The 25,345-nt window shown below is 62.5% G+C and carries 33 protein-coding genes; 28 read left to right on the top strand and 5 right to left on the bottom strand.

The window, feature by feature from the left end; genetic code table 11:
* Positions 1-294: 294 nt before the first annotated feature.
* A complete protein-coding gene (locus tag CTB96_RS18990) occupies positions 295-1,260 on the top strand; it encodes a glycosyltransferase family 4 protein (protein WP_110128318.1) in 966 nt (321 codons plus the stop codon).
* A 69-nt stretch (positions 1,261-1,329) separates the two neighbouring features.
* Here CTB96_RS18990 and CTB96_RS18985 read toward each other — a convergent pair whose 3' ends face one another.
* The gene (locus CTB96_RS18985; RefSeq protein WP_181397339.1) at positions 1,330-3,276 is read right to left on the bottom strand and encodes a glycosyl hydrolase; all 1,947 of its coding nucleotides are present in this window, start codon (positions 3,274-3,276) and stop codon (positions 1,330-1,332) included.
* A 270-nt stretch (positions 3,277-3,546) separates the two neighbouring features.
* Positions 3,547-4,656: a glycosyltransferase gene (locus tag CTB96_RS18980; protein WP_110128316.1), complete on the bottom strand. Its 1,110-nt coding sequence runs from the start codon at positions 4,654-4,656 to the stop codon at positions 3,547-3,549.
* 140 nt (positions 4,657-4,796) lie between these two features.
* Here CTB96_RS18980 and CTB96_RS18975 point away from each other — a divergent pair, with 140 nt between their 5' ends.
* Positions 4,797-5,303 (top strand): VanZ family protein, encoded by a 507-nt coding sequence (locus CTB96_RS18975; protein WP_181397338.1) that lies wholly within the window; start codon positions 4,797-4,799, stop codon positions 5,301-5,303.
* Between the two features lie 6 nt (positions 5,304-5,309).
* Here the strand turns inward: CTB96_RS18975 and CTB96_RS18970 are convergent, their stop codons facing one another.
* Positions 5,310-6,986, bottom strand: a complete 1,677-nt coding sequence (locus tag CTB96_RS18970; RefSeq protein WP_110128314.1) for a DUF4012 domain-containing protein — start codon at positions 6,984-6,986, stop codon at positions 5,310-5,312.
* 359 nt (positions 6,987-7,345) lie between these two features.
* Here CTB96_RS18970 and CTB96_RS18965 point away from each other — a divergent pair, with 359 nt between their 5' ends.
* The 24 genes from CTB96_RS18965 to map all read left to right on the top strand — a co-directional run bounded on the left by CTB96_RS18965 (position 7,346) and on the right by map (position 21,818).
* On the top strand, positions 7,346-8,806 hold the full coding sequence (locus CTB96_RS18965) for a sugar transferase (protein ID WP_110128313.1): 1,461 nt from the start codon (positions 7,346-7,348) through the stop codon (positions 8,804-8,806).
* Between the two features lie 463 nt (positions 8,807-9,269).
* Positions 9,270-9,578 carry a 30S ribosomal protein S10 gene (gene rpsJ, locus CTB96_RS18960; RefSeq protein ID WP_035834607.1) on the top strand — a complete coding sequence of 103 codons (309 nt, stop codon included), beginning with the start codon at positions 9,270-9,272 and terminating at the stop codon, positions 9,576-9,578.
* A gap of 8 nt (positions 9,579-9,586) precedes the next feature.
* Positions 9,587-10,246: a 50S ribosomal protein L3 gene (gene rplC, locus CTB96_RS18955; protein ID WP_110128312.1), complete on the top strand. Its 660-nt coding sequence runs from the start codon at positions 9,587-9,589 to the stop codon at positions 10,244-10,246.
* 5 nt (positions 10,247-10,251) lie between these two features.
* Positions 10,252-10,902: a 50S ribosomal protein L4 gene (gene rplD / locus CTB96_RS18950; protein ID WP_110128311.1), complete on the top strand. Its 651-nt coding sequence runs from the start codon at positions 10,252-10,254 to the stop codon at positions 10,900-10,902.
* Positions 10,902-11,204, top strand: coding sequence for a 50S ribosomal protein L23 (gene rplW / locus CTB96_RS18945; protein WP_110128310.1), 303 nt, complete (start codon positions 10,902-10,904; stop codon positions 11,202-11,204). Before rplD ends, rplW begins: the two co-directional genes overlap by 1 nt.
* Positions 11,205-11,229: 25 nt before the next feature.
* A complete protein-coding gene (gene rplB / locus CTB96_RS18940) occupies positions 11,230-12,069 on the top strand; it encodes a 50S ribosomal protein L2 (RefSeq protein ID WP_110128309.1) in 840 nt (279 codons plus the stop codon).
* Between the two features lie 9 nt (positions 12,070-12,078).
* A complete protein-coding gene (gene rpsS / locus CTB96_RS18935) occupies positions 12,079-12,360 on the top strand; it encodes a 30S ribosomal protein S19 (RefSeq protein ID WP_066597628.1) in 282 nt (93 codons plus the stop codon).
* Positions 12,361-12,383: 23 nt separating this feature from the next.
* Positions 12,384-12,749 (top strand): 50S ribosomal protein L22, encoded by a 366-nt coding sequence (rplV, locus tag CTB96_RS18930; protein WP_110128308.1) that lies wholly within the window; start codon positions 12,384-12,386, stop codon positions 12,747-12,749.
* Positions 12,749-13,513, top strand: a complete 765-nt coding sequence (rpsC, locus tag CTB96_RS18925) for a 30S ribosomal protein S3 (RefSeq protein ID WP_066597624.1) — start codon at positions 12,749-12,751, stop codon at positions 13,511-13,513. The genes rplV and rpsC overlap by 1 nt, the downstream gene beginning before the upstream one ends.
* Positions 13,513-13,932, top strand: a complete 420-nt coding sequence (gene rplP, locus CTB96_RS18920; RefSeq protein ID WP_066597622.1) for a 50S ribosomal protein L16 — start codon at positions 13,513-13,515, stop codon at positions 13,930-13,932. The genes rpsC and rplP overlap by 1 nt, the downstream gene beginning before the upstream one ends.
* On the top strand, positions 13,932-14,270 hold the full coding sequence (gene rpmC / locus CTB96_RS20940; RefSeq protein ID WP_066597620.1) for a 50S ribosomal protein L29: 339 nt from the start codon (positions 13,932-13,934) through the stop codon (positions 14,268-14,270). Before rplP ends, rpmC begins: the two co-directional genes overlap by 1 nt.
* A gap of 2 nt (positions 14,271-14,272) precedes the next feature.
* Positions 14,273-14,566 carry a 30S ribosomal protein S17 gene (gene rpsQ, locus CTB96_RS18910; protein WP_110128307.1) on the top strand — a complete coding sequence of 98 codons (294 nt, stop codon included), beginning with the start codon at positions 14,273-14,275 and terminating at the stop codon, positions 14,564-14,566.
* Positions 14,567-14,601: 35 nt separating this feature from the next.
* Positions 14,602-14,970 carry a 50S ribosomal protein L14 gene (gene rplN / locus CTB96_RS18905; RefSeq protein ID WP_066597616.1) on the top strand — a complete coding sequence of 123 codons (369 nt, stop codon included), beginning with the start codon at positions 14,602-14,604 and terminating at the stop codon, positions 14,968-14,970.
* A gap of 3 nt (positions 14,971-14,973) precedes the next feature.
* On the top strand, positions 14,974-15,333 hold the full coding sequence (rplX, locus tag CTB96_RS18900; RefSeq protein WP_066597614.1) for a 50S ribosomal protein L24: 360 nt from the start codon (positions 14,974-14,976) through the stop codon (positions 15,331-15,333).
* Complete coding sequence (gene rplE / locus CTB96_RS18895) at positions 15,333-15,920, top strand: 50S ribosomal protein L5 (protein ID WP_110128306.1); 588 nt, start codon at positions 15,333-15,335, stop codon at positions 15,918-15,920. Before rplX ends, rplE begins: the two co-directional genes overlap by 1 nt.
* Before the next feature lie 106 nt (positions 15,921-16,026).
* Positions 16,027-16,425 carry a 30S ribosomal protein S8 gene (rpsH, locus tag CTB96_RS18890; RefSeq protein ID WP_066597609.1) on the top strand — a complete coding sequence of 133 codons (399 nt, stop codon included), beginning with the start codon at positions 16,027-16,029 and terminating at the stop codon, positions 16,423-16,425.
* Between the two features lie 6 nt (positions 16,426-16,431).
* On the top strand, positions 16,432-16,968 hold the full coding sequence (gene rplF, locus CTB96_RS18885) for a 50S ribosomal protein L6 (protein ID WP_088457172.1): 537 nt from the start codon (positions 16,432-16,434) through the stop codon (positions 16,966-16,968).
* Positions 16,969-16,970: 2 nt separating this feature from the next.
* Complete coding sequence (rplR, locus tag CTB96_RS18880) at positions 16,971-17,342, top strand: 50S ribosomal protein L18 (RefSeq protein WP_088457171.1); 372 nt, start codon at positions 16,971-16,973, stop codon at positions 17,340-17,342.
* On the top strand, positions 17,339-18,052 hold the full coding sequence (rpsE, locus tag CTB96_RS18875; RefSeq protein WP_084021204.1) for a 30S ribosomal protein S5: 714 nt from the start codon (positions 17,339-17,341) through the stop codon (positions 18,050-18,052). Before rplR ends, rpsE begins: the two co-directional genes overlap by 4 nt.
* On the top strand, positions 18,052-18,234 hold the full coding sequence (gene rpmD, locus CTB96_RS18870) for a 50S ribosomal protein L30 (RefSeq protein WP_110128305.1): 183 nt from the start codon (positions 18,052-18,054) through the stop codon (positions 18,232-18,234). The genes rpsE and rpmD overlap by 1 nt, the downstream gene beginning before the upstream one ends.
* A complete protein-coding gene (rplO, locus tag CTB96_RS18865; RefSeq protein ID WP_110128304.1) occupies positions 18,234-18,836 on the top strand; it encodes a 50S ribosomal protein L15 in 603 nt (200 codons plus the stop codon). The genes rpmD and rplO overlap by 1 nt, the downstream gene beginning before the upstream one ends.
* A gap of 101 nt (positions 18,837-18,937) precedes the next feature.
* Positions 18,938-20,260, top strand: a complete 1,323-nt coding sequence (gene secY / locus CTB96_RS18860) for a preprotein translocase subunit SecY (RefSeq protein WP_110128303.1) — start codon at positions 18,938-18,940, stop codon at positions 20,258-20,260.
* A complete protein-coding gene (locus CTB96_RS18855; protein ID WP_110128302.1) occupies positions 20,257-20,868 on the top strand; it encodes an adenylate kinase in 612 nt (203 codons plus the stop codon). Before secY ends, CTB96_RS18855 begins: the two co-directional genes overlap by 4 nt.
* Positions 20,869-20,981: 113 nt before the next feature.
* On the top strand, positions 20,982-21,818 hold the full coding sequence (gene map / locus CTB96_RS18850; RefSeq protein WP_248283452.1) for a type I methionyl aminopeptidase: 837 nt from the start codon (positions 20,982-20,984) through the stop codon (positions 21,816-21,818).
* Between the two features lie 152 nt (positions 21,819-21,970).
* On the opposite strand, the gene CTB96_RS20975 is transcribed toward map, so the two are convergent.
* Together CTB96_RS20975 and CTB96_RS18840 are read right to left on the bottom strand one after the other, a co-directional pair.
* The gene (locus tag CTB96_RS20975) at positions 21,971-22,417 is read right to left on the bottom strand and encodes a GIY-YIG nuclease family protein (protein ID WP_345788789.1); all 447 of its coding nucleotides are present in this window, start codon (positions 22,415-22,417) and stop codon (positions 21,971-21,973) included.
* Positions 22,418-22,498: 81 nt separating this feature from the next.
* Positions 22,499-24,430, bottom strand: coding sequence for a BglG family transcription antiterminator (locus CTB96_RS18840; RefSeq protein WP_110128301.1), 1,932 nt, complete (start codon positions 24,428-24,430; stop codon positions 22,499-22,501).
* 159 nt (positions 24,431-24,589) lie between these two features.
* Between CTB96_RS18840 and CTB96_RS18835 the strand changes: the two genes are divergently transcribed.
* The gene (locus CTB96_RS18835; protein WP_110128300.1) at positions 24,590-24,907 is read left to right on the top strand and encodes a PTS sugar transporter subunit IIB; all 318 of its coding nucleotides are present in this window, start codon (positions 24,590-24,592) and stop codon (positions 24,905-24,907) included.
* A gap of 129 nt (positions 24,908-25,036) precedes the next feature.
* Positions 25,037-25,303 (top strand): HPr family phosphocarrier protein, encoded by a 267-nt coding sequence (locus tag CTB96_RS18830; protein WP_110128299.1) that lies wholly within the window; start codon positions 25,037-25,039, stop codon positions 25,301-25,303.
* The last annotated feature ends 42 nt before the right edge of the window (positions 25,304-25,345 follow it).

The following is a 25,345-nucleotide window of genomic DNA, read 5'->3' as shown; positions in this document are numbered from 1 at the left end:
TTATGAGGAGGCTGGTAGGTCGTAGAAGCCATCCGACTCGCATGTACAGATTCCGCCGTTCACTTCGATCGACACGGGTCTTGTTGCGTGCCTGGCCTTGCCGTTTCGGTCTGAACAAACCTAGCGCAGGTGCGCAGTAGTCTTGGGCAGGTGCGCGTTGCTTCGTGCCGATTCCCCGCAGGGGGTCGTTAGCACAACCCAACGCGACGCTTGAAGATGTCGACATGGAATGGCGATCGCGAAGATCAAGTGGTCTAGTCCAGTCGCGGAAAAGATTGGGACACATTGGGTCAATTGATCGTTGATGACCGCTGGCGCGGTGAACACGGCATCGGTCGATTCGCCACCGAGGTCGTGGCTCGACTGGCCATGCCTTGGCGCGCACTCGGGGGAAACGGATCACCTACGTCCATCTTGGACGTGATCAGTCTGCGACGAACGAAGCTGTCGTCGACCACCGTCCTTTACAGTCCCGGATTCAACGCGGGGTTCACTCGGGCTCGACAGATTCTGACGATTCATGACTTGATTCACCTGCAAATAGCCTCGGAAAAGTCATTCGCCAAGGCGCTTTACTACAACGCGGTTGTAAAGAGAGCCATCAAACAAGCGGGAGTGGTGATGACGGTCTCTGCGACGTCTGCTCGCGCTATCGCCGTCTGGCTGGGTACGGCTTCCGTTGAAATCGTGGTCGTTGGCTGTGGCCGGTCTCGGGCGTTCGCGATTGACGGCCCTACCGCCTCCTTCGATCTGCCGACATTCCTATACGTGGGTAACCTCAAACCGCATAAGAATGTGGGCGTTCTATTCAAGGCGGTGGCAATGCGCCCGAACTTCGACCTCATTGTGGTGACGTCGGATGTCGAGCAGGCGGAGGCGGCAGCGGCGGCAGCGGGAGTCAGCGAACGGGTGAGCATACGAACTGGTCTGAGCGACGACGAGCTGGCCTCGCTATACCGGGGAGCCGCGGGAGCGCTTCAACCATCGATACTGGAAGGGTTCGGCCTTCCGGCGCTAGAGGCAATGGCTTGCGGAACACCTGTCGCGTCGTGGAGTGGGTGTGAGAGCGTGCAAGAAATCCGATCAGGTACAGGGGTCACCGTCGAATCCGCCACTAGCGCAGACGAATGGGCTCGCTCAATGGACACCTTGGTGGAGCAGTCAGCGGCTGGACCGCTGATAATGCCGGTGGCGTGGAATGAGCTGTACAGCTGGGACGGCGTCGGTGACAGGGTTTCGGCGGTCATTGGACGGGCCTGAGGATCGTCCTGGTGGCAACGATGAAGGGCCCGTGCCGCAGCACGGGCCCTTCTCTTATCCTGCGAGCGGCTAGCCGACCACTTGAAGGTCGGAAACCACTCCGTTCAGGTAGCGCGGGTGGCCATCGACCTCGATCGTGATTCGACCATCCACGGGCTTTACAGTGACGGTAGCGCCGAACTGATCAGTCACCGTGATGTCAGTGTCGGCGGAGTAGGTCAAAGTCTTGGCAGTGGTCGCCCAGACTACCCGGGTGACGTCCTTGCCGCTACCGAAAGCGTACGAGTAGACCGACGTATCCGCCTGCTGGTCGCGCGTTGTGTAGGGCTTTCCTGCAACCTGACGGATGAGCACAGCCTGGGCTACCGCGGACGGCTTCGGAGCGAAGGTTGGGACCTTCTCGGTGACCTGACGGACCAATCCAAAGTTGCCTTCATGGTGAGTTATATCGGTTTCGTCGTTGACAAGGTCATACCAGAAGAATTTTTCGACGCCATTGGCGAGCGCGATGGCTTGCGCCCGAACAAGATTGTCAGCTTGTTCTTGCTCGCTGTACCCAGCGGTAGACCAGCCCAATTCCGTTATCCAGATGGGCTTGCTCTCTCCGTTGTTGTACTCCTTGATTTTGGCTACCTGGTTCTGAAGTGATGCTTCGAGGAACTCCGGTCCAATTCCGGGCCCGTAGTCATACGGGTGCCAGCTGACGGCGTCGAGATAGTCGAGGCCGCCCGCCTGATATAGCTCCGTCAGGAAGGCGTCGTCAGTGCGGGCTATCGACGGTCCCACAATGAGGGTTTCGGGATGATCGGCTTTCACGCGCTCGAATGTTGCCTTAAGCAGGGGTAAATAACATGCTGCCGTTGGCCCACAGGCACCCTTGTTCATGGGCGGATTATTGAACTCGTTGTAGACCTCAACCGCGGGGGACCCGTAGTGGGCCACTACGGCGCTCGTGAATGCAGCGTATGCAGCCAATCCCTCGGGGGTGCTTGGCGTCTTATTGTTGTCATAGAACTTATTCACGTAGACGCTCAGGGGAAGCAGGCCCACGCCGTGCGCGGCGTAGTCCTGAATCATGCTCTCCTCAGTGGGCGGGAAGGTGTACTCACCTTTAGTGGTTTCGATGGCTCGCCACACTGTGTCGGTTCTTACGGTTCCGAACCCGATTTCGCCGGCCACCTGGCCGGAATTGAGATGCGGGGGTGCCAGATGCACGCCGACACCGAATCTTTCGTCTGTCGCAGAGGCGTCATTCGCTATCGGGTCAAGAATCGCCAGCGAGGTCTGGAGGTGATCCGAGCCATCATCATTGTTGACGATATCGATCGAGTAGTACCCGGGATTGAGGTCCTGAAGCGAAACTACAGCGAGACCGGGCTGCAAATCGAGGGTGCCAGATGTGACGGGCGCTCCTGTCGCGTCTGTGACAGTCCAAGCGGCTCCGGGCACACGCCATGAAACACCGAGCGTCGCATCGGCTCCGGAGACGAGCATGAGCGAGTCGTTAGTGATGCGGGGGCTGTCGGAGGCGAAGGCCTCGAAAGAAGGGTTTGCCAGCAAGTTTTCATTGGCACCCTCGACAGTCATGCTCAGCGCATCCAGGGTGACGCCGGCGACTGGCCCCACCGTGAGAATACTCACCGGGGTCTCGGTCTCGGCAGCACCAGTCGTGTAGCTCCAGGTCTGTTTGCTCCAGGCGCCGGTCGTGCTGGCAAAATCGTAGCGTCCCTGGCCGTCGGCGCCCATGATGACAGCGATGGGGGGCTTGGCCTTAGAACTTGGCGGCCCCTTGACCGATGCGGTGAAGGAATACGTGGTCGATGGCGAAACTGCGACTACCTGACTGAGTGCGCGGCGAGTCGGATTGGTGGCGGGATTCGTGCTGCCCAACCGCAGCGCGATCGCGCCATCCGCCGGATATCCAGCCTCAGCTGTGAAGGAAGAGGACGAGTCTTGCTCGTTGTCCTGGGACCAACCATCGAATGACGCCGTAGCGTCCGCGCTGGGCAATGCCACGGGTTCTGGGGTCGGCGTGGGCGTCGGTGTGACCACCGGGGTTGAGCTGGGGCCGACGGCCGCTGGCTCCGATGGAACGGATGCGAGAGCGAGAGCCGCAGCTGTTCCCCCGGCCGCGAGTGCGACCACAACCCCTGCTGCCGTGATTATTCGCCAGCGAGGTTGAGCGCGAAGGCGATTGAAGATGTTCATAAGTCTCCTGAAAAGGGATTAACACGAAGCGGAGCGAAGCATGGGGACGCGGCCAAGATCATGGCCGCCTCGATGGGACTAGGCGTGCACTTCGGACTCAACCCATGCCTGTAGTGACGAGTGGAATACCGATTTGTCGAACTGCCAGGCCCGGGCAACGGCGTCCTCTGCACGGAGCCCTGCGGCCAACGCGACGGCCTCCCTGCCGGCCTGGCCAGTGAAGTCATGGAGGTGCACCCCTGTTACGCCGTCGATCACAGACTCGGCCACCCCGCCGAAGTCGCGGGCGATTACGGGCGTACCGGCAGCCATGGCCTCGACAGGCATGATGCCGAAGTCTTCGATGGCTGGGAAGACGTAGGCCAAGGCTCGACGGTAAACAGCGCTCAGCAAAGCACGAGACGGCTTGTTGACGAAGGTGACCCGGCCGGGGTTTTGTGCGGCCAGGTCTTGCAGGTCGGGAAGCGATGGGCCGTCGCCGGCCAGGACCACTGGGATGTCGGATGCGACACCGAGTGCGATCACCAGGTCAAGACGCTTATAGGGGATGAATCGAGACGCCCCCAGCAGGAAGGTGTCTGGCAGCGTGTCAAGGATTCCCTCCTCCTCTGCGGTCAGATGTGCAGCTGGATCCTCGGCGAAGGCCTCGACATCGACTGGCGGGTAGATCACAACGCTGTCGCGATGCCAAGAGTCCTGGATGCGCTTGCGCACGAATTCACTGTTTGCTGCGATGGCTCGGGCCTCTTGGGCACGCTTGCGGTCGAGTCGTTGCAAGGGCGAGCGAGCAGCCTTCGCAAGGATATTGTTGCCGCGGACGTCGAGCTCGGGGTTCCAGATGTACCGTGCGGGGGTGTGCGCGTAGACAAGCTTCGGTGCTTCTCGGGCGGGGCCCGCGAAGCGCGCGTGATGCGAAAAGAGGTGGGAACTGCAGAGGATCCAGTCGGCGTCATTCGAGCCTAAATGACGCCATGTTATTGGCATGAAAGGGAGAGCAAGCGCCTTGGAACTACGTAGGGGGGTGCGGGCAAGCCACGTCTCGGCAACGTTACGGTTGACAAACCGTTGTGGCGCGTCATTCCAGAGTGATTGCAATTGGGCATCCGGAAACGTGGCGACGATTTCTTCGACGACGTTTTCCGAGCCTCCTCGTTTAGCCAACCATTCATGAACGATGATGCCTGCCATTGCGATGTTCCCCCGGGATGTTGTCGGCTGCCTTGGCGTCCAAGGAACCATCTAAAACAGCCTACGTCATCCTTGCTCACTCGCTGTGGCCGAAGGTGCGGCGGCTGGGCATTGGTAGGCCCTCCGCCTACGATGGCCAGATGGAGCAGCAGACTATGACCGACAAGGGTCCGCCGAAGAGCCGAGTACGCCAACACATGGCGATGACACTCGTTCTGGCGTATGGACTCGTAGTCGTCCTTGCCACCATGTGGCCGACGCCCCTCGACCAGGGCTTCGCTGCGTCGATCGACCGCGTCCTGGTGGTGTTGCACCGCAACGGAGTACCGGAGTGGTTCGGCTACTCCAAGCTCGAGTTCAGCGCGAACATCCTTATGTTCGTGCCGCTCGGATTCCTGGTGAGTATGCTCTTGCCCGTCCGTGTTTGGTGGCTGGCGCTGGTAATCTGCCCGGGCCTATCCGTCGGCATCGAACTCACTCAGGCGCTAGCACTGAGTGCGCGATTCGCCACTGTTTCGGATGTCGCGGCGAACTCGATCGGAGCGCTCATCGGGGCGTTGGTCGCAGTCATGTTGCGAGCCGCGATCTATGAACGCGATGAAAAGATTATTGCCAGACGTATGTGGGAACTAGGCGTGAGTCGCTAACCAGCCCTACGGGCACTTCGGGTCGGTGACAGTGACGTCGGTTGGGTGAATCATCGGGGTGCCGCGTACGGTCAGCGGACCAAGGCCGGCCGTCGCGACAGTGAACGAGGTGGTGACCATGGTGGTCTCGCCAGGAGCAAGGTCAGCGACGATGGGGGCGACCGGACGACCGAGGTCGCTTGCGCCGGCCCGGATCGTCGTGTCCAGGCCCTCGGCATCCACTTGTGTCGACGCGAGGGTTGCGCCGACGGGTCCATAGACGTAGACCTCCGTACGGAATTTCTCCGCGCCGAAGTTCTTACTGTTGACGTACTCGGGCAGGTCTTCTGCTTGAGCTTCGGTAAGCCTGGAATGCAATGTCACGGAAGTGGTGATCGTCGTCGTACCCGGAACTGAGCACTTGTCGCTCGTGGTCTGGGTCGACGTATCGAGGTAGTAATCAATCTTGGACGCAGAGGTGTCGCGGTAGTAGACACCCACAACGGTGTCGTCCGCGTTGGACGCGGGAAGAGTGCCCTGGAGGCGACTCCCGTCGAGAGATGACTGCTGTGTCGGGTCTGCCACCCACATCATGATGCTGCCCTTGTTAATGCCATCCGTGACTGCGCTTATCATTGTGTTGATATCGAACTCGCCGCTAATGACCTTGGCAAGGATGGAGGCGGCGGCTTCTTCGAAGAACGCATCAGCCTTGGGAGCGTCTTCGTTGTCCGGATAGCGCATGTAAATGCCGTTGGTGAGCAGTCCTACCGCGTTCTCGTCGGTGAGCACATCGCCCGAGGTCAGCGTGATCGGCCCGGTCGCCTTCAAGACGAGTGCCAGAGCGAGCGGGTCGACCGAAATCACCCCGTCAACGGCTGCGCCTTGGTCTCTGGCCCAGAACGCGCTGATGGTCTTGGCTGCCGTGGGAAAGTCCGGCCGGCTCGTTGACGTGTTGATGTGGTCCACGAGATAGCTGCTGTACAGGTCCAGAGCGCTTTGGTCGACGTCCACGTCGACCGCGGTGCCTTCCTCGAAGTCGCCGCTGTTGGCCTGCGCCGCGATGCTGATCGCACCGTTTTCGGAATGCATGAGCGTGTACGACGCAGCGCTGCCGCCCAACGCTGTGCTCTCAGCATTGTTCTGGAAGGCGAGAAGGTAGTTGCGCGGGCCATCCATGCCGAGCGCGGAGCCTGCCACGTTGAGGAGGGGACCCATGTCCGAGACCATGGCGTCGGCACTGGTCATGAGCCCATCCAGCTTCACCACTGCGGCGGAGACGGGGCCGACAGTGGAGGACACATTGATGGTGTCGATCTTCTCGAGTGAAGTCGAGAAAACGGTTGTTGCGGCTGCGACGATCTCCTGAGCCTTCTTGATCGGAGCGAGGTCGAAACCACCGGTTTCCGGGTCGCGCGCACCAACGTCGAAAGAGCCCAGAAGCGTGACGGCGGGAGCGGCAACGTCAACGACAACGTCGTCGATGCTCTCGGCGACGATTCGGACCGCCTTGAGGTTCTCGCCCACCACGGGCACGAATTCCGCGATTCGCCAGGTGAGGTCGTGAGTGCCGTTGACCGCACTTGACGCTCGATCCTGCAATTCTGCGCTCGTGGCATTCAAGGCCACAAAATCGCCGTCCTTCACCTGCGCCTGCAGTTGGTCCACGAGCTGTTGCGCGGCCTCGAGGTCGGTCTTGACCACGAGGGCTCGTGTTGCCAGCCACGTCACCGAGCCGAGAACGATGATCGCAGCGACGACGATTCCGACTTTGACCCGTCGTTTCGTGGAGGTGCTGCGACGTTCGTGGCGCGCGTTGGCGCGAGAGGAGCGCGCGGGAGCGCGACGAGATGCTCTTGGATTCACAGGTCCACACTAGACGAGCCGACATGGGGCATCCTGAGCGCGTGGTGTGCTCGCAGACACCCATTTTGGGGTGCGGACGCGCTCATCGAGCCTGTCAGAGTTCTGGGTAAGTGTGTCCGTGTGGAATTATGTGAAGGAACGCCTCATCTTTAAGGTGCCCATTAGGGGACTTCTGAGGGGAAGACTCGGGGAGAAATATGGCTATTGGGGACACCCGCACCGCAGGTGTGCTGCGCCGCCGATCATGGCAGCGTGCCTTCGCCGTCCGGCTCTTCAGCAGCGACATTCTCGTGATCCTCTTGGTTGTGTTCGGCGTTCAGCTGATCTGGTTCGGATTCAATACCGTGGCCTTGACGGCCCCATATAACGTGGGTGCGAGTTACACGGTGGTTTCCGTGGTTCTCGTTGTTGCTTGGATGATCATGCTTGACATCTTCGCCACCCGGGACCATAAGGTGATCGGCAGCGGAACCCTGGAGTACAAACGGGTCGCCGACGCGACGATTCGCCTCTTCGGCCTGTTCGCGATCGTGGCGTTCCTGTTCAAGATCGAGGTGGCTCGCGGGTACTTCCTGCTGGCTCTTCCCCTGGGTATGGTTCTGCTGATCGGCACCCGGTGGCAGTGGCGGCAATGGCTGCGCAAACGCCAGGCGCGCGGCTACTACCTCTCCCGCGCCATCCTCATGGGGGAACGCCGTAAGTCCGCGCACGTCGCGGCAACGATCGCTCGCAGCCCCGGCACCGGCTTCTTGCTGGTGGGTGCCTTGACCCGCGAAGGCACCGCAAGCAAGGGGCCGATCAACGGCGTGCCGATCTCGGGCGATTACAACGATCTTCTTGCGGCGGTTGATGCCACGAACGCCGACACCGTGATTCTGACCGGTGCAGACGACATCGACCCGGAGGACATGCGCCGGGTGGGCTGGGAGCTCGAGGCCCGCGACATCGAGCTGATCGTGGCCCCGGCCCTCACCGATATCGCCGGGCCGCGCATCCACTCCCGGCCAGTGGCCGGGCTGCCGCTCATCCACGTGAGTTACCCCTCGTTCGAAGGCGCCAAGCGCGTGACCAAGCGCACCTTCGACATCGTCGGCTCTGCCCTGCTGATTCTGCTGGCGTCGCCCGGCCTCATTTGGGTAGCCATCGCCGTCAAGCGCTCCAGCCCGGGAAACATCGTCTACAAGCAGGAGCGGATTGGCCGGCACGGCGCCACGTTCGGTATGTACAAGTTCCGTTCCATGGTGCAGGACGCCGACGACCAGCTGGAGAGCCTGCTGGATGCGCAGGGTACGTCCGACAAGCCGTTGTTCAAGGTCACGAACGACCCGCGCATCACCCCGGTCGGCAAGATCCTGCGCAAGTACTCCATCGACGAGCTGCCGCAGTTGTTCAACGTGTTCTTCGGCGAGATGAGCCTGGTGGGCCCGCGGCCGCAGCGCGCGGCCGAAGTGGCGCTCTACGACGACGCCGCCCACCGTCGCCTCATCATGAAGCCCGGCATGAGCGGACTGTGGCAGGTGAGCGGCCGGTCGAACCTGAGCTGGGAAGACAGCATCCGCCTCGACCTGTACTACGTGGAGAACTGGTCACTCACCGCCGACATCCTGATTCTGTGGCGCACGGTGCGAGCTGTGGTTACTCCGGATGGGGCTGTTTAGGCGGGTCTGCTTCGACAGGCTCAGCACGGCGTCGACAAGCTCGACCAGCGGGTGGGGGAGCGGGCCCAGTCCCGCGGAATGACGCGGATCCGGGCGACACGCCCAACGCGACACGCCCGGGTTGCACAATGACCCAATCCTGTGGCAGACTCTTCTAGTTCAACATTTCTGGTTCGCGCTGCACGCGAGACCGGAATCACTGCCAGGCAGTGCATAGCTCGCCCCTCGAGGGTCGGAGTTAGGCCGCGGGTAGCAGAACGAAGCTTAAATCAACTCTCTGGATGCCCGGGTAAAACCATGTCATCCGTCGGGCCCCGGCCTGGAGGGAGTTGGCTCGAGAAGGTCGGATCCCCGGCCGGATCGAAATTGACAGATGAACAGTGGTGCGATAGCAGCAGTGCTACTACGGCGTCCAATGCAGCCCTCGGGATGTAAGAAGCCTTGACAAGAAAGAGAGTTCGACATGGCGGGACAGAAGATCCGCATTCGACTTAAGTCGTATGACCACGAGGTCATCGACATCTCGGCGCGCAAGATCGTCGACACCGTGACCCGTGCGGGCGCGACCGTCGTCGGCCCCGTGCCGCTTCCGACCGAGAAGAACGTGGTGTGTGTCATCCGTTCCCCTCACAAGTACAAGGACAGCCGGGAGCACTTTGAAATGCGCACCCACAAGCGTCTGATCGACATCATTGACCCGACGCCGAAGGCCGTCGACTCGCTCATGCGTCTCGACCTCCCGGCAGACGTCAACATCGAGATCAAGCTCTAGGGCCCGCGATGTCGTACGCAGATACCAAGACCACCAAGGGCCTCCTCGGCAAGAAGCTCGGCATGACGCAGGTATGGGACGAGAACAACAAGCTCGTTCCCGTCACCGTCATCGAGATCTCGCCGAACGTTGTGACCCAGATCCGCACGAAGGACATCGACGGCTACGCCGGCGTCCAGATTGCCTCTGGCGCCATCGACCCCCGCAAGGTGAACAAGCCGTCCGCAGGACACTTCGAGAAGGCCGGCGTCACGCCGCGTCGTCACGTTACCGAGCTCCGCACCGCGGATGCCGCTGACTACACCCTGGGCCAGGAGCTCACCGTTGACGGTGTGTTCGTCGCCGGCACCAAGGTCGACGTCATGGGCACTTCCAAGGGCAAGGGCTTCGCCGGTGTTATGAAGCGTCACAACTTCAAGGGTGTGTCGTCTTCCCACGGTTCGCACCGTAACCACCGCAAGCCCGGTTCCATCGGTGCCTCCTCGACCCCCAGCCGTGTCTTCAAGGGCATGCGCATGGCCGGTCGTATGGGTGGCGAGCGCGTGACCGTGCTGAACCTCAAGGTTCACGCGATTGACGCCGAAAAGGGCCTGATCCTGGTCAAGGGTGCCGTTCCCGGCGCCAAGGGCCGCCTCGTATTCGTTCGCACCGCAGTGAAGGGAGCGTAGTTCTTATGGCTACCGCACTCGACCTCATCGACGCCAACGGCAAGAAGGCCGGCTCCGTTGAGCTGCCCGCCGAAATCTTCGACGTCCAGACCAACATTCCCCTGATTCACCAGGTTGTTGTCGCGCAGCTCGCTGCCGCACGCCAGGGAACGCACAAGGTGAAGGGCCGCGGAGAAGTTTCCGGTGCCGGTCGCAAGCCGTTCAAGCAGAAGGGAACCGGTCGCGCTCGTCAGGGCTCGATCCGCGCCCCTCAGATGACCGGTGGTGGCATCGTCCACGGACCGACCCCGCGCAGCTACGACCAGCGCACCCCGAAGAAGATGATTGCCGCCGCGCTCAAGGGTTCACTCTCTGACCGCGCCCGTGGCGACCGCCTCCACGTGGTGACCGCGCTGTTCTCGGACGAGACGCCCAGCACCAAGGGCGCCATCACGCTGCTCACCCAGATCGCCAGCAGCAAGCACGTGCTGGTCGTTCTCGAGCGCACCGACGAGCTGACCCTCCGCAGCATCCGCAACCTCCCGACGGTGCACGTGCTGTCCTGGGACCAGCTGAATGCCTACGACGTTCTCGTCTCTGACGACATCGTCTTCACCAAGGGCGCGTTTGACGCGTTCGTGGCGCACAAGACCAAGAAGGAAGAGGTGTCCGCATAATGGCTACCCCCACTCAAAAGGACCCCCGCGACGTCATCATCGCTCCGGTCGTCTCTGAAAAGAGCTACGGCCTGATCGACGAAGGCAAGTACACCTTCATCGTGGACCCGCGCTCGAACAAGACCGAAATCAAGCTGGCGATCGAGAAGATCTTCAAGGTTGAGGTTGCGTCGATCAACACCATGAACCGCATCGGCAAGACTCGCCGTACGAAGTTCGGCATGGGCAAGCGCAAGGACACCAAGCGTGCGATCGTCACGCTCAAGTCCGGTTCCATCGACATCTTCACGGCCGTCGGCTAAGCGGCCAGGACTAGAGGAATAAGAAATGGCTATTCGTAAGTACAAGCCCACGACCCCCGGTCGTCGCGGTTCTTCTGTTGCGGACTTCGCAGAGATCACCCGTTCGACGCCCGAGAAGTCGCTGCTTCGTCCGCTGTCCAAGACCGGTGGTCGTAACAACCAGGGTCGCATCACGACGCGTCACATCGGTGGTGGCCACAAGCGCCAGTACCGCGTGATCGACTTCCGTCGTAACGACAAAGACGGTGTCAACGCCAAGGTCGCTCACATTGAGTACGACCCGAACCGCACGGCGCGCATCGCGCTGCTGCACTTCCTGGACGGCTCCAAGCGCTACATCATTGCGCCGAACAAGCTGAACCAGGGCGACATCGTCGAGTCGGGCGCCGGCGCTGACATCAAGCCCGGTAACAACCTGCCGCTGAAGAACATCCCCACCGGTACCATCATTCACGCCATCGAGATCCGTCCGGGTGGTGGCGCCAAGCTGGCCCGCTCCGCCGGAGTGTCGGTTCGCTTGGTCGCGAAGGATGGCATCTACGCCCAGCTGCGCCTGCCGTCCGGAGAAATCCGTAACGTCGACGCCCGCTGCCGCGCCACGATCGGCGAGGTCGGCAACGCCGAGCAGTCGAACATCAACTGGGGCAAGGCCGGCCGTATGCGCTGGAAAGGCGTTCGCCCGACCGTTCGTGGTGTTGCCATGAACCCGGTCGACCACCCGCACGGTGGTGGTGAGGGTAAGACGTCCGGTGGACGTCACCCCGTCAGCCCCTGGGGCCAGAAGGAAGGCCGCACCCGGCACCCGAACAAGGAAAGCGACAAGCTCATTGTTCGTCGCCGTACCGTCGGCAAGAAGCGTAAGTAGGAGTAGACGATGCCTCGCAGTCTCAAGAAGGGCCCGTTCGTTGATGACCACCTGCTTCGCAAGGTAGTCAAGGCAAACGAAGCCTCAAGCAAGAACGTAATCAAGACCTGGTCGCGCCGCTCGATGATCATCCCCGACATGCTCGGGCACACCATCGCGGTTCACGACGGTCGCAAGCACATCCCGGTGTTCGTCACCGAGAGCATGGTTGGGCACAAACTCGGCGAGTTTGCTCCCACCCGCACCTTCCGTGGTCACGTGAAGGATGACAAGAAGGGTCGTCGCCGCTAACGCGGTGACGTGAAGGAGGAGAAATGGTGGAGTCGATCGCACGCGTGCGTCACATCCGCGTTACCGCCCAGAAGGCCCGTCGCGTTGTCAACCTGATTCGTGGCAAGCAGGCGCATGAAGCGCTGGGCATTCTGAAGTTCGCGCCCCAGGGCGCATCCGACCCCGTGTACAAGCTGGTGGCCTCGGCCATCGCCAACGCACGGGTCAAGGCAGATGCCGCGAACGAGTTCCTGGACGAACAGGACCTGTTCGTTTCCCAGGCCTTCGTTGACGAGGGCACGACGCTCAAGCGTTTCCAGGCCCGCGCACAGGGTCGCGCATTCCAGATCAAGAAGCGTACGAGCCACATCACTGTTGTGCTCGCCACTCCTGAGGAGGGTACGAAGTAATGGGTCAGAAAGTAAACCCGTATGGCTTCCGTCTGGGAATCACGACCGACCACGTGTCGCGTTGGTTCTCTGACAGCACGAAGCCGGGCCAGCGTTACAGCGACTTCGTCGCTGAAGACGTCAAGATCCGCCGCCTGTTGAGCACCAGCCTCGACCGCGCCGGCGTTTCCCGCATCGAGATCGAGCGCACCCGCGATCGTGTCCGTGTCGACATTCACACCGCCCGTCCGGGCATCGTGATCGGTCGTCGCGGCGCGGAAGCAGAGCGCATCCGGTCCGACCTTGAAAAGCTCACCGCCAAGCAGATCCAGCTGAACATCCTCGAGGTCAAGAACCCCGAGCAGGATGCACAGCTTGTCGCGCAGGGCATCGCAGAGCAGCTCTCCGCTCGTGTGGCTTTCCGCCGCGCGATGCGTAAGGGCCTGCAGGGCGCCCAGCGCGCCGGCGCCAAGGGTGTTCGCATCCAGGTGTCCGGTCGTCTGGGTGGCGCTGAGATGAGCCGTTCGGAGTTCTACCGCGAAGGCCGTGTGCCGCTGCACACCCTGCGCGCGAACATCGACTACGGCTTCTACGAAGCCAAGACCACCTTCGGCCGCATCGGCGTGAAGGTCTGGATCTACAAGGGCGACATCACCAACAAGGAACTCGCTCGCGAGCAGGCCAACGCTAAGTCGTCCCGCCCCGAGCGTCGTGACGACCGTCCCCGCCGTGCGCCTCGCGCAGAGGGCGCGGCTCCGGTTGCAGCAGGAGTTGAGGCTAAATAATGTTGATTCCCCGTAGAGTCAAGCACCGCAAGCAGCACCACCCCGGCCGTACCGGCCACGCAACCGGTGGTACCACTGTTTCGTTCGGCGAGTATGGCATTCAGGCCCTCACCCCCGCGTATGTGACTAACCGTCAGATCGAGTCCGCTCGTATCGCCATGACGCGTCACATCAAGCGTGGCGGCAAGGTCTGGATCAACATCTACCCGGACCGTCCGCTCACCAAGAAGCCGGCCGAAACCCGCATGGGTTCCGGTAAGGGTTCTGTCGAGTGGTGGGTCGCGAACGTCAAGCCGGGCCGCGTGCTCTTCGAGCTCTCCGGTGTCTCTGACACCGTTGCTCGCGAAGCGCTCACCCGCGCAATTCACAAGCTGCCCCTCAAGGCACGCATCATCAAGCGCGAGGAGGGCGACGCATAATGGCGATCGGATCCAAGGAGCTCGCCTCAGTCGAGCTCGATACCTTTGAAAATGAACGACTGTTCGACGAGCTGAAGAAGGCCAAGGAAGAGCTGTTCAACCTGCGCTTCCAGTCGGCCACCGGTCAGCTCGAAAGCCACGGCCGCCTTCGCGCGGTCAAGCGGGACATTGCACGCATCTACACGGTTCTCCGTGAGCGCGAGCTGGGCATTCGTGCCACGCCCGTCGCAGTCGAGGCTCCGGCCAAGGCTGAGAAGAAGACGACCAAGAAGGCCAAGGCCAAGGACGCATCCACGGATGCTCCCGAGGCTGACGCCGTCGAGACGAAGGAGGCCTAATCATGGCGAAGACTGACGAAACGGTCGTCCCCGCCGAGGCTCTCGTGCGCGGCTACCGCAAGACGCTGCGTGGTTACGTGACCAGCGACAAGATGGATAAGACCATCGTTGTCGAGGTCGAAGACCGCGTGAAGCACCCCCTGTACGGCAAGGTCATCCGCCGTACGTCCAAGCTGAAGGTTCACGACGCGGAGAACACCGCCGGTGTCGGCGACCTGGTCCTGATCAGTGAAACTCGACCGCTGAGCGCCACCAAGCGCTTCCGCCTGGTCGAGGTTCTCGAGAAGGCCAAGTAAGCGCCTCGCGCTTACTTGATAGAAGGAGTTAGAAAGTGCTTCAGCAAGAATCACGACTCAAAGTTGCCGACAACACCGGTGCCAAGGTCCTGTTGACGATCCGTGTTCTCGGTGGCTCCGGCCGTCGTTACGCCGGACTGGGTGACGTTATCGTCGCCACCGTCAAGGACGCCATCCCGGGCGGCAACGTCAAGAAGGGTGACGTCGTCAAAGCCGTCATCGTTCGCGTCAAAAAGCAGACCCGTCGTCCAGACGGTTCGTACATCAAGTTCGATGAGAACGCCGCAGTGATCTTGAAGGCTGACGGTGACCCCCGTGGTACCCGTATCTTCGGACCGGTCGGTCGCGAACTCCGCGACAAGAAGTTCATGAAGATCATCTCGCTGGCACCGGAGGTTATCTAAATCATGGCCAGAATCAAGAAGGGTGACCTCGTAGAGGTCATCACCGGCCGCACCCAGGCTCGCGGCGGAGACCGTGGCAAGCAGGGTCGTGTGCTCGAGGTACAGGTTGAGAAGAACCGTGTTCTCGTCGAAGGCATCAACTTCGTCAAGAAGCACGTTCGTGTCGGCCAGACCCAGCGCGGCTCCAAGACCGGCGGCATCGAGACCGTGGAAGCATCGATTCACGCTTCCAACGTCGCGCTCGTCGACCCGGAGACCAAGAAGCCGACCAAGGTCGGATTCCGCCTCGAAGAGGTAACGAAGGACGGCGTCACCAAGACGGTCCGCGTTCGTTACGCCAAGAAGTCAGGTAAGGACCTCTAATGACTGACATCGCAACCGACGCAAAGCCCGTCGTCCTGCCGCGTCTGAAGCAGAAGTACCGCGACGAGATCTCCAAGCAGCTCGCCACGGACCTTGGCTTCACCAACGTTCACCAGGTACCCAACCTGACGAAGATCATCGTCAACATGGGTGTCGGCGAGGCAGCACGCGACGGCAAGATCATGGATGGCGCCGTCGCCGACCTCACCAAGATCACCGGCCAGAAGCCGCAGGTCACCAAGGCACGCAAGTCCATCGCGCAGTTCAAACTGCGTGAAGGACAGCCCATTGGCACGCACGTCACACTTCGTGGCGACCGCATGTGGGAGTTCCTCGACCGGCTGCTCAGCCTCGCACTGCCCCGTATCCGCGACTTCCGCGGTCTCTCGGACAAGCAGTTCGACGGCGCCGGCAACTACACGTTCGGTCTCACGGAGCAGGTTATGTTCCACGAGATCGACCAGGACCGCATCGACCGTCTTCGCGGCATGGACATCACTGTTGTGACTACTGCCAAGAACAACGACGAGGGCCGCGCGCTGCTCAAGGCGCTGGGCTTCCCGTTCAAGACGGCTGAGAACTCCTAAACTAGCTTTACCCTCGGGGGCCGGACATCCGTTCGGCCCCCTCCACCACCACAGGTCGTCATCCGTGTAACGGGTGAACGAAACCAGGCGAGAAAGGCACCACAAAATGACAATGACAGATCCGGTCGCAGATATGCTGACCAGACTGCGCAACGCTAACTCGGCGTACCACGACACAGTGTCGATGCCGCACAGCAAGCTCAAGGCGCACATCGCAGACATCCTCAAGGCTCAGGGTTACATCTCTGCCTGGGATGTCAAGGATGCAGAGGTCGGAAAGACCCTCACGCTGAACCTCAAGTTCGGCCCCAACCGCGAGCGTTCCATCGTCGGCATCAAGCGGGTTTCCAAGCCCGGCCTGCGCGTGTACGCAAAGTCGACTGAGATCCCCACGGTTCTCGGCGGCCTCGGCGTTGCCATCCTGTCCACCTCCAGCGGTCTGCTCACCGACCGCCAGGCCGAGAAGAAGGGCGTAGGCGGAGAAGTTCTCGCCTACGTGTGGTAGCCGACAATGTCACGTATTGGAAGACTTCCGATCGAGATCCCCGCGGGTGTCACGGTCGAAGCTAACGGCCAGGCCGTTAGCGTCAAGGGTCCGAAGGGCGAGCTCGCGCTCACCGTCGCCAACCCCATCGAGGTCCAGGTCACCGATGGCCAGGTTCTGGTCACCCGTCCCGACGACGAGCGCGCTTCGCGTTCGCTGCACGGACTGACCCGTACCCTGATCGCCAACCAGATCATCGGCGTCACCGTGGGTTACACCAAGGGACTCGAGATCGTCGGTACCGGTTACCGCGTCGCGCAGAAGGGCACCTCTGTTGAGTTCGCCCTCGGCTTCTCGCACCCGGTCCTCATCGAGCCGCCCGTTGGTATCTCCCTGACCGTCGAGGGCGTTAACAAGCTCACGGTCAGCGGTATCGACAAGCAGGCTGTCGGCGAGGTTGCCGCAAACATCCGTAAGATTCGCAAGCCTGAGCCTTACAAGGGCAAGGGTGTGCGTTACGCCGGCGAGATTGTTCGCCGCAAGGCCGGAAAGAGTGGTAAGTAACCATGGGTCTCGGAACTAGAGGAAAAAGCAAGTCGGCTGCCCGCGGACGCAGGCACGCACGTCTTCGCAAGAAGATCGAGGGGACCGCGCTTCGTCCGCGTCTCGTCGTCACCCGTTCGGCTCGCCACGTATTCGTGCAGGTCGTTGACGACAGCAAGGGTTTCACCCTCGCGTCGGCGTCGACTCTCGAAACCGGTCTGCGCACCTTCGATGGTGACAAGACCGCCAAGGCGCACAAGGTCGGCGAGCTCGTCGCCGAGCGCGCCAAAGCCGCCGGTATCGAAGCCGTCGTATTTGACCGTGGTGGCAGCAAGTACGCAGGACGCGTCGCAGCCATCGCCGAAGGAGCCCGAAAGGGAGGGTTGGACCTGTGAGCACTGAATCCAGTAGCACCGCAGCAGCGAAGGAAGCTGACGTCGTCACTGAAGTTCCGGTGGAAACCGCAGCTTCGACCACGCCGCCGCAGAACGAGCCTCGTGAGGCTCGCCGTGGTGGCCGCGAGCGCAGCCCGAACCGTGAGCGCGGAAGCCGTGACGCCGAGAAGAGCCAGTTCCTCGAGCGCGTCGTCACGATCAACCGCGTTTCCAAGGTGGTCAAGGGTGGTCGTCGCTTCAGCTTCACCGCTCTGGTCGTCGTCGGAGACGGTAACGGCCTGGTAGGCGTTGGTTACGGTAAGGCCCGCGAGGTCCCGACCGCAATCAGCAAGGGCGTCGAGGAAGCGAAGAAGAACTTCTTCCGCGTTCCCCGCGTCGGCCTCACCATCCCGCACCCCGTTCAGGGTGAAGCAGCTGCCGGAGTCGTTCTTCTCCGTCCGGCCGCAGCAGGTACCGGCGTTATCGCCGGTGGCCCGGTGCGCGCCGTACTCGAATGCGCCGGCATCCACGACGTGCTGAGCAAGTCGCTCGGTTCGTCGAACACCATCAACATCGTGCACGCCACGGTGGAGGCCCTGCACCAGCTCGAAGAGCCTCGTGCAGTCGCGGCTCGCCGTGGCCTCTCCTACGAAGACGTGGCCCCGGCCCGTTTTCTGCGTGCCGACGCAGCTGCAGCAGCAGCCGCAGCAAGCGCGAAGGCAGGTGCCTAATGGCTCAGCTGAAGATTACGCAGATCAAGTCCAAAATTAGTGAGAAGCAGAACCAGCGCGACACGCTTCGCAGCCTGGGCCTGCGGCACATTGGCGCCGTCACGATCCGCGAGGACAACTCGCAGAACCGTGGCTACGTCAACACCGTTGCTCACCTTGTGAAGGTCGAGGAGATTGACTAATGGCTGACGAGAAGGAAGCTACCGAGAAGGTAGCAACCAAGCCCGCCGCTAAGAAGGCCGCCGCTCCCAAGGCGACGACCACGAAGGCTGCTGCAGCCAAGGCTCCGGCCAAGACTGCTGCCGCCAAGAAGGCCGCCGCGCCGACTGAGCCCACTGAGGTCCGTCCGCAGGTGCTGAAGGTTCACCACCTTCGCCCCGCGCCCGGTTCGAAGAAGGACAAGCAGCGCGTTGGCCGTGGTGAAGGATCCAAGGGTAAGACCGCGGGTCGTGGAACCAAGGGCACCAAGGCACGCTACACCGTGCGTATCGGCTTCGAGGGTGGGCAGATGCCGCTGCACATGCGCACCCCGAAACTGCGCGGGTTCAAGAACCCGTTCCGCGTCGAGTACCAGGTTGTAAACCTGGAGCGTCTGGCCGAGCTGTACCCGACCGGCGGCGATGTAACCATCGCTTCGCTGGTTGCCAAGGGTGCCGTTCGTGACAACGAGAAGGTCAAGGTTCTCGGCAATGGTGACATTGCGGTTAAGCTGACTGTTGCAGTCGATAAGGTCTCCCGCTCAGCAGAGCAGAAGATCGTCGCAGCAGGTGGCTCGATCAAGTAGTAAGACCGTAGACGAGATCGAGCTTGTCGAGCCTGCTCAGCGACTAATGCGCTGAAGCTGTCTCGGCAAGCTCGTTCTTTGTTACTAACTGGAGGCCTTTTTTGTTTAGCGCCATTGCGCGGATTTTCCGCACGCCGGACCTTCGTAAGAAGATCGGGTTCACCCTGGGCATCGTCGCCCTGTTCCGACTGGGCTCGTTCATCCCCGCCCCGTTCGTGGACTTCGGCAACGTGCAAGCATGTCTTGCAGCGAACCAGGGAACGAGCGGCCTCTATGAGCTTGTGAACCTGTTCAGCGGTGGCGCCTTGCTGCAGCTGTCCGTCTTCGCGCTGGGGATCATGCCGTACATCACGGCCTCCATCATCGTGCAGCTGCTGCGCGTAGTGATCCCACACTTCGAAACCCTGTACAAGGAGGGTGCGGCTGGCCAGTCCAAGCTCACCCAGTACACCCGTTACCTCACCATCGCCCTCGGCATCCTGCAGTCGACGACGCTGATCACCGTCGCCCGCAGTGGCGCCCTGTTCGGCACCTCCGCATCCAGCGAGTGCTCGCAGCTGATCACCAACGACGCCTGGTACGCCATCATGCTGATGGTCATCACCATGACCGCCGGTACCGGCGTCATCATGTGGATGGGTGAAATGATCACCGAACGCGGCATCGGCAATGGCATGTCGCTCCTCATCTTCACGTCCATCGCCGCGCGCTTCCCGAACTCGCTCTTCGCGATCGGCCAGCAGAACGGCATCGACATCCTGCTCATCGTTCTCGCGATCGGCCTCATTGTCGTGGCCGCCGTGGTGTTCGTCGAACAGTCGCAACGCCGCATCCCGGTGCAGTACGCCAAGCGCATGGTCGGACGCCGCACCTATGGCGGCAACAACACTTACATTCCGATCAAGGTGAACATGGCTGGTGTCGTGCCCGTCATCTTCGCGTCGTCGCTGCTCTACCTCCCGGCGCTGATCGCCCAGTTCAACCAACCCGCAGCGGGCACCGAACCGCTCGCCTGGGTCACCTGGGTCACCAACAACCTCACCAAGGGCGACCACCCGCTCTATATGGCGCTGTACTTCCTGCTCATCGTCGGGTTCACCTACTTCTACGTCGCGATCACCTTCAACCCCGAAGAGGTCGCGGACAACATGAAGAAGTACGGCGGATTCATCCCCGGCATCCGTGCCGGCCGCCCGACCGCCGAATACCTGGACTATGTGCTCACCCGCGTAACCCTGCCCGGTGCGCTCTACCTCGGCTTGATCGCGTTGATCCCGTTGATCGCCTTCTCGGCGATCGGGGCAGACCAGAACTTCCCGTTCGGTGGCGCCAGCATCCTGATCATCGTCGGTGTCGGCCTGGAGACGGTCAAGCAGATCGACTCCCAGCTGCAACAGCGTCACTACGAAGGGCTGCTGCGATGACCCGGCTTCTCGTGATCGGTCCCCCCGGGGCCGGCAAGGGCACCCAGGCCGTGCGCCTGGCCGAAGCCTTCGGCGTTCCGGCCATCTCCACCGGTGACATCTTCCGCCACAACGTGAAGAACGAAACCGAGCTGGGAGTGCAGGTCAAGGCGTTCATCGAGGCCGGCAAGTATGTGCCCGACTCGCTGACGAACGCGATTGTGGCCGACCGGCTGAAGGAGCCGGATGCCGTGTCCGGCTTCCTGCTCGACGGCTACCCGCGCACCACCGACCAGGTGCTCGAACTCGACCGCCTGCTCGACGCCGAGGGCGCATCGCTCGACGCCGTCGTGCAGATCGTCGCCGACACCGACGAGGTCGTCGCCCGGCTGCTCAAGCGCGCCGCAGAGCAGGGCCGCGCCGATGACACCGCCGACGTCATCCGTCACCGCCTCGACGTCTACGAAGAGCAGACCGCGCCGCTGATCGACCTGTACGACAAGCGCGGCGTCGTCGTGACCATCGACGGCCTCGGCGCCGTCGACCAGGTCACCGACCGCATCGTGGCCGCCCTGGCCGAACGTGGCCTGCACGCGGTTGGCCCCGTCGACCAAACCGCTTCGGCCTGACCAACTCCATCGGGGGCATCGGCGTTCGCCGGTGCCCCCGTGTGTTTTTCCGTTTGACTGCGGTGCCGGAATCAGCCGGCGCCCACCCCCGCTCGATGAATTAGTTTGCAGGTATGTCCGTGAGCCTTCGCCGCTCCATTTACAAGTCCCCGGCGCAGATGCGCCTCATGATGGCCCCCGGCCTGGCGACCGCTGCGTCGCTCGTGGCGGCACGCGCGGCCATGCAGGTGGGCGTCACCACGCTCGACCTGGATGCGGCCGCTGAAGCCGCCATCGTGGCCCGCGGCGGCAAGCCCAACTTCAAGCTGGAGCAGGGCTACTTCCACACCGTGTGCGCCTCGGTGAACGACGACGTGGTGCACGGCATCCCGGGCGCCCGGGTTCTGGAGCCCGGCGACATCGTCTCGATCGACAGCGGCGCAATCCTTGACGGCTGGAACGGCGACGCCGCATTCACCTTCGTGCTGCCCGACCCGTCGCGGCCCGAGGTCGTCGCCGAGCGCGAGAAGCTCTCGCACGTGACCGAGCAGTCGCTGTGGCACGGCATCGCCCGGCTGCATGTGGCTCGTCACCTCAACGAGGTCGGCGAAGCCATCGAGGACTACATCGAGTCGCAGGGCAGCTACGGCATCCTCACCGACTACGTGGGCCACGGCATCGGCCGCTCCATGCACGAAGCCCCGCCGGTGTTCAACTACCGGGTGCGGCAGAAGGGCCCGGACGTGAAGCCCGGCCTGGTTGTGGCGATCGAACCGATGGTGGTGCTCGGCGACATCGAGACCTACACCCGCGATGACGACTGGACCGTGGCCACGAGCGACGGCAAGGCCGCCGCGCACTGGGAACACAGCGTCGCCGTGCACAAGGACGGCATCTGGGTGCTCACCGCCGAGGACGGCGGCGCCGCGGGGCTGGCCCAGTTCGGCATCACCCCGACGCCCCCGGCCTAACCCGCCCGCCTCGTCGGTCGAGCTTGTCGAGACCTGGTGACGGGGTCTGAGTTGGTTCCCGTCTCGTCGGTCGAGCTCGTCGAGACCTGGTGACCTTGTCTTCGTCGGTTCCCGTCTCGTCGGTCGAGCTTGTCGAGACCTGGTGACCCTCCTCAACGGTCGTGCGGGCCGCTCAAGCCGGGCAAGTCCTCGCCTCGGCCCTCGATGAGGGCAATTCGTTTCTCACGACCCCAGCCTTGAACCTGCTTCTCGCGAGCGAAGGCATCCCTAATGCTGTCGCTCTGCTCGAAGTACTCGAGTCGCACCGGGCGTCGACGCCGGGTATAGGCGGCGCCCTGGTCGCCAGTGTTGTGGTGCGCGACGCGTCTCTCGAGAGATCCCACGTGCTCCCGACGTAGAACGAGCCGTCGGCGCACTCGAGGATGTACATGAATGGCATGCGATGAGCGTTGCAGGATGCTGAGGGCGCTCTGGATGCTTGGTGCCGGTCTGTGGAGAACTTGGGCGTGCACGAAAGAGTGGAGAGGCGCATCCGTTTGGCGGTTGGGTTGCGGGGTCTCGACGGGCTCGACCGACGGCGTGGGGACCAATGCAGACATGGTCGCGGGGTCTCGACAAGCTCGACCAGCGGGGTGGACTCGACCAGCGAGGCGGGCCGACTGGCGGGATGGGGCTGCGGGCTAGGTGTCCATCACGTGGACGAGCTCGTCGATGAACGAGGCGAAGTCCACCGAGCGCTTGATCAGACGCTGCACCTCGACCCGGTCGGAGAAGACCTCCACGAACTGGTCGAACACCGCCTGGAAGGTGCTCCGGCCGGCGGCGCTGAACGCGATCAGCGCGACCACGTTCACCCGGTTGTCTCCCCAATCCATCGGGGAGTCGTTGATCACGATGGCGATCGAGGTCTGCTTGGCGCTCATCGCCATGGCGTGCGGCACCGCGAGGTTGTCGGTGAACGCGGTGGATGACATCAGCTCACGCTCGATGGCGCCGTCGACGTAGCTCTGGTCGATCAGACCCTTGGTGATCATGCGCTCGCCCAGTGCGGTGATCATGGCGGTCTCGTCGCGGGCGTAGAAGTTGCGGGAGAACAGCGACGCGTCGAAGAACTGGAGCAGGTCTTCCTTCAGGCGCGCGCGCCGGCGCATCCGTCGCACCCGGCTGGCGTGCTGGCGGATGCGGTCGACGTCGTTCTGGGTGAGGAACGGCTGGATGACGATGACCCCGTCTGAGTGCAACTGCGGGTCGATGGTAGTGAGCACCAGGTCGGCGTCGAGTTCGTCCCAGGCCACGTCGGAGCGGGTGATGACCGCCACCACCTCGAGGTCGTCGCCCAGCACCCGTTCGATCCGTTCGCGCAGCAGCACGTGCATGTCGTAGTAGTTGGGGCAGACGATCGCGCAGGTCACCAGATCCACTCGGCGGGTCTGCTGTTCCAGGTGCGCCCCGACGTGCATCGCAATGTAGGCGATCTCGTCGTCGTTGATCGTGATGCCCTCCGCCCGCTGCAGTTCACTGGCGATGTACACCGCCAGTTCGTAGATCAGCGGATACGAGGTCTTGATCGAGCGGGTGAGCGGGTTACGCGAGTAGGACTTGTCGTGTGCCCGGTTGATCAGGTTGCGCACGTGCAGGGTCAGCCGCACGATGAAGTCGTCGTCATCGAGATCGACCAGGTACTCCTGGCTGGCCCGGTCGACGATGGTGCGCATCGCGGCCAGCTCCTCCGGCCGCACGTAACTCTCGATCAGGGTCTCGGCCGGCTTGTCGTGCCCGGGGGTGATCACCCGGGTGGTGAGTAGGAACGCCAGGTAGGCCAGGTCGCCGCTGCCCAACTGCACATCGAAGTGCGTCGTGATCAGTCCCGACAGCGACGTCGCCAGCTCCGACGGCGGTTCGGTCACCGCCGGCGCGGGGGAGAGGTGCTTGCTCACCCGGTCGATGGCGATCGCCACGTGCAGCAGCACATTGTTGATGCCGTACTCGTTCACGAAATAGCCCTGGCCGTCGAGCATGCCGATCAGGTCGGTCTTGAACGCACCCAGGCTGTCGGCGCCGGCCTGCCCCGAGGTGAACTCGCGCTGGATGGTCTCCAGGTCGATCATGCCGCGGGCGCTCTCTTCGCGGAACATGCGGCTGAGCAGTTTGCGCTGGTCGGTCTCCGAGCCGTCGAGAGTGACGATGCTGCCGTGCCGAACCAGGGTGAGCCCGCTGTCGGTCAGCAACTGCCGCACCCGGGCCAGATCGGCCTCGATGGTGGAATCGCTGACGAAGTACTCGGCGGCCAGCCGGTAGACGTCGAGTCCGTCGACGGACTCGGTGAGGTCACGAACCAGATGGTAGAGCCGCTGCTGCGGGGTCTCCGGCTCGCTCTCCCGCGGGCGGGAGCGGTGCTCAGCGGTGAAGGCGGCGAATTCGTCCCGGTTGAGCCGGTACCCGGCGGGGCCGGATTCGATCAGCGTCAACGGATGCGCCGTGGCCTTCACCGCCGTGACGTAACTGCGCACACTGCGCGGCGTGACGCCCAAGCGGTCGGCGAGTTCGCCTGCCGTGATCCAGCTGGGCGACTGGGACAGGAAGTCCAGCATCCGCGTCTGTTTATCACTCATCGTGCGCAACTCCATTGTCTCAAGAGTAGTCAAGCAGAACGCGTGCTCGGCACGGTACTCATCCGACCCGTTTCCGCAGGGTGCGGAAAAAGCTCTGGTGGTGAGCGTGCGGAGGAAAGAGCAGAGTGAATATTGCATTCAAGTGGAAGGAAAGAATCAATGAAGATTCTCGTGGTTTGTGGTGCCGGAGCCTCCAGCGCATTCGTTGCGCACCGGATGCGTGTCACCGGTAAGGAACGTGGGCTCACCCTCACGGTCGTTGCCGGCAGTGAATCGGACCTGCCAGGTTCGCTGGGCACCGTGGATGTGCTTCTGATCGGCCCGCACCTTGCGCCCCGCTACGACCGCCTCAGCGCTCAGGCTAAGAAGCTCGGAGTCGGTGTCGCACTGTTGCCGCAAACTGTGTTCGCGGCGCGGGACGGCATCCAGGCTCTCGACCTCGCCGTGAATGCCGACCACGAACGGTCGTGGGTCTGACTCGCTCAGGCACCCCGTTCCCCAACTCCCGATTGAACCGCCGGCACTTGCTGGCCATCCCCATCACGCCGGGGTTCTCGACTGAGACCCGGCGCTTCCCCCGCACGTTGGAAAGGCAAGGCGCAGACAATGGCTGAACGCACCGTACTGATCGGCTCGACCCACGGGTTGCACGCCCGGCCCGCGAAACTCTTCACCAAGGCCGCCGCGGCCGTCGGCGCACCCGTCACCCTGCAGAAGGGTGACGGCAAGCCGGTCAACGCTGCCAGCATCCTCGGCGTCATCTCCCTCGGCATCAACCACGGCGACAGCGTCACCCTGAACACGGAGGCCGACAACGCCGAATCGGTGCTCGACTCGCTCGCTGAGCTGCTGCTCACCGACCACGACGCGTAGACCTCCCATCCCCACACCCACCGCACCCCACACGACAAGCGC

The organism is Cryobacterium arcticum, from assembly GCF_003185895.1.
Lineage (GTDB): Bacteria > Actinomycetota > Actinomycetes > Actinomycetales > Microbacteriaceae > Cryobacterium > Cryobacterium arcticum.
Note: the sequence above shows the minus strand (reverse complement) of the source record. Positions and strands in the feature narration are given on the sequence as shown.

Bases quoted from the DNA above. Each gene is read 5' to 3' on its own strand.
- CTB96_RS18980 (WP_110128316.1), bottom strand. From the start codon at position 4,656: ATGGCAGGCATCATCGTTCATGAATGGTTGGCTAAACGAGGAGGCTCG.
- CTB96_RS18975 (WP_181397338.1), top strand. From the start codon at position 4,797: ATGGAGCAGCAGACTATGACCGACAAGGGTCCGCCGAAGAGCCGAGTA.
- CTB96_RS18965 (WP_110128313.1), top strand. From the start codon at position 7,346: ATGGCTATTGGGGACACCCGCACCGCAGGTGTGCTGCGCCGCCGATCA.
- rpsJ (WP_035834607.1), top strand. From the start codon at position 9,270: ATGGCGGGACAGAAGATCCGCATTCGACTTAAGTCGTATGACCACGAG.
- rplC (WP_110128312.1), top strand. From the start codon at position 9,587: ATGTCGTACGCAGATACCAAGACCACCAAGGGCCTCCTCGGCAAGAAG.
- rplD (WP_110128311.1), top strand. From the start codon at position 10,252: ATGGCTACCGCACTCGACCTCATCGACGCCAACGGCAAGAAGGCCGGC.
- rplW (WP_110128310.1), top strand. From the start codon at position 10,902: ATGGCTACCCCCACTCAAAAGGACCCCCGCGACGTCATCATCGCTCCG.
- rplB (WP_110128309.1), top strand. From the start codon at position 11,230: ATGGCTATTCGTAAGTACAAGCCCACGACCCCCGGTCGTCGCGGTTCT.
- rpsS (WP_066597628.1), top strand. From the start codon at position 12,079: ATGCCTCGCAGTCTCAAGAAGGGCCCGTTCGTTGATGACCACCTGCTT.
- rplV (WP_110128308.1), top strand. From the start codon at position 12,384: ATGGTGGAGTCGATCGCACGCGTGCGTCACATCCGCGTTACCGCCCAG.
- rpsC (WP_066597624.1), top strand. From the start codon at position 12,749: ATGGGTCAGAAAGTAAACCCGTATGGCTTCCGTCTGGGAATCACGACC.
- rplP (WP_066597622.1), top strand. From the start codon at position 13,513: ATGTTGATTCCCCGTAGAGTCAAGCACCGCAAGCAGCACCACCCCGGC.
- rpmC (WP_066597620.1), top strand. From the start codon at position 13,932: ATGGCGATCGGATCCAAGGAGCTCGCCTCAGTCGAGCTCGATACCTTT.
- rpsQ (WP_110128307.1), top strand. From the start codon at position 14,273: ATGGCGAAGACTGACGAAACGGTCGTCCCCGCCGAGGCTCTCGTGCGC.
- rplX (WP_066597614.1), top strand. From the start codon at position 14,974: ATGGCCAGAATCAAGAAGGGTGACCTCGTAGAGGTCATCACCGGCCGC.
- rplE (WP_110128306.1), top strand. From the start codon at position 15,333: ATGACTGACATCGCAACCGACGCAAAGCCCGTCGTCCTGCCGCGTCTG.
- rpsH (WP_066597609.1), top strand. From the start codon at position 16,027: ATGACAATGACAGATCCGGTCGCAGATATGCTGACCAGACTGCGCAAC.
- rplF (WP_088457172.1), top strand. From the start codon at position 16,432: ATGTCACGTATTGGAAGACTTCCGATCGAGATCCCCGCGGGTGTCACG.
- rplR (WP_088457171.1), top strand. From the start codon at position 16,971: ATGGGTCTCGGAACTAGAGGAAAAAGCAAGTCGGCTGCCCGCGGACGC.
- rpmD (WP_110128305.1), top strand. From the start codon at position 18,052: ATGGCTCAGCTGAAGATTACGCAGATCAAGTCCAAAATTAGTGAGAAG.
- rplO (WP_110128304.1), top strand. From the start codon at position 18,234: ATGGCTGACGAGAAGGAAGCTACCGAGAAGGTAGCAACCAAGCCCGCC.
- CTB96_RS18855 (WP_110128302.1), top strand. From the start codon at position 20,257: ATGACCCGGCTTCTCGTGATCGGTCCCCCCGGGGCCGGCAAGGGCACC.
- map (WP_248283452.1), top strand. From the start codon at position 20,982: ATGTCCGTGAGCCTTCGCCGCTCCATTTACAAGTCCCCGGCGCAGATG.
- CTB96_RS20975 (WP_345788789.1), bottom strand. From the start codon at position 22,417: ATGTCTGCATTGGTCCCCACGCCGTCGGTCGAGCCCGTCGAGACCCCG.
- CTB96_RS18840 (WP_110128301.1), bottom strand. From the start codon at position 24,430: ATGAGTGATAAACAGACGCGGATGCTGGACTTCCTGTCCCAGTCGCCC.
- CTB96_RS18835 (WP_110128300.1), top strand. From the start codon at position 24,590: ATGAAGATTCTCGTGGTTTGTGGTGCCGGAGCCTCCAGCGCATTCGTT.
- CTB96_RS18830 (WP_110128299.1), top strand. From the start codon at position 25,037: ATGGCTGAACGCACCGTACTGATCGGCTCGACCCACGGGTTGCACGCC.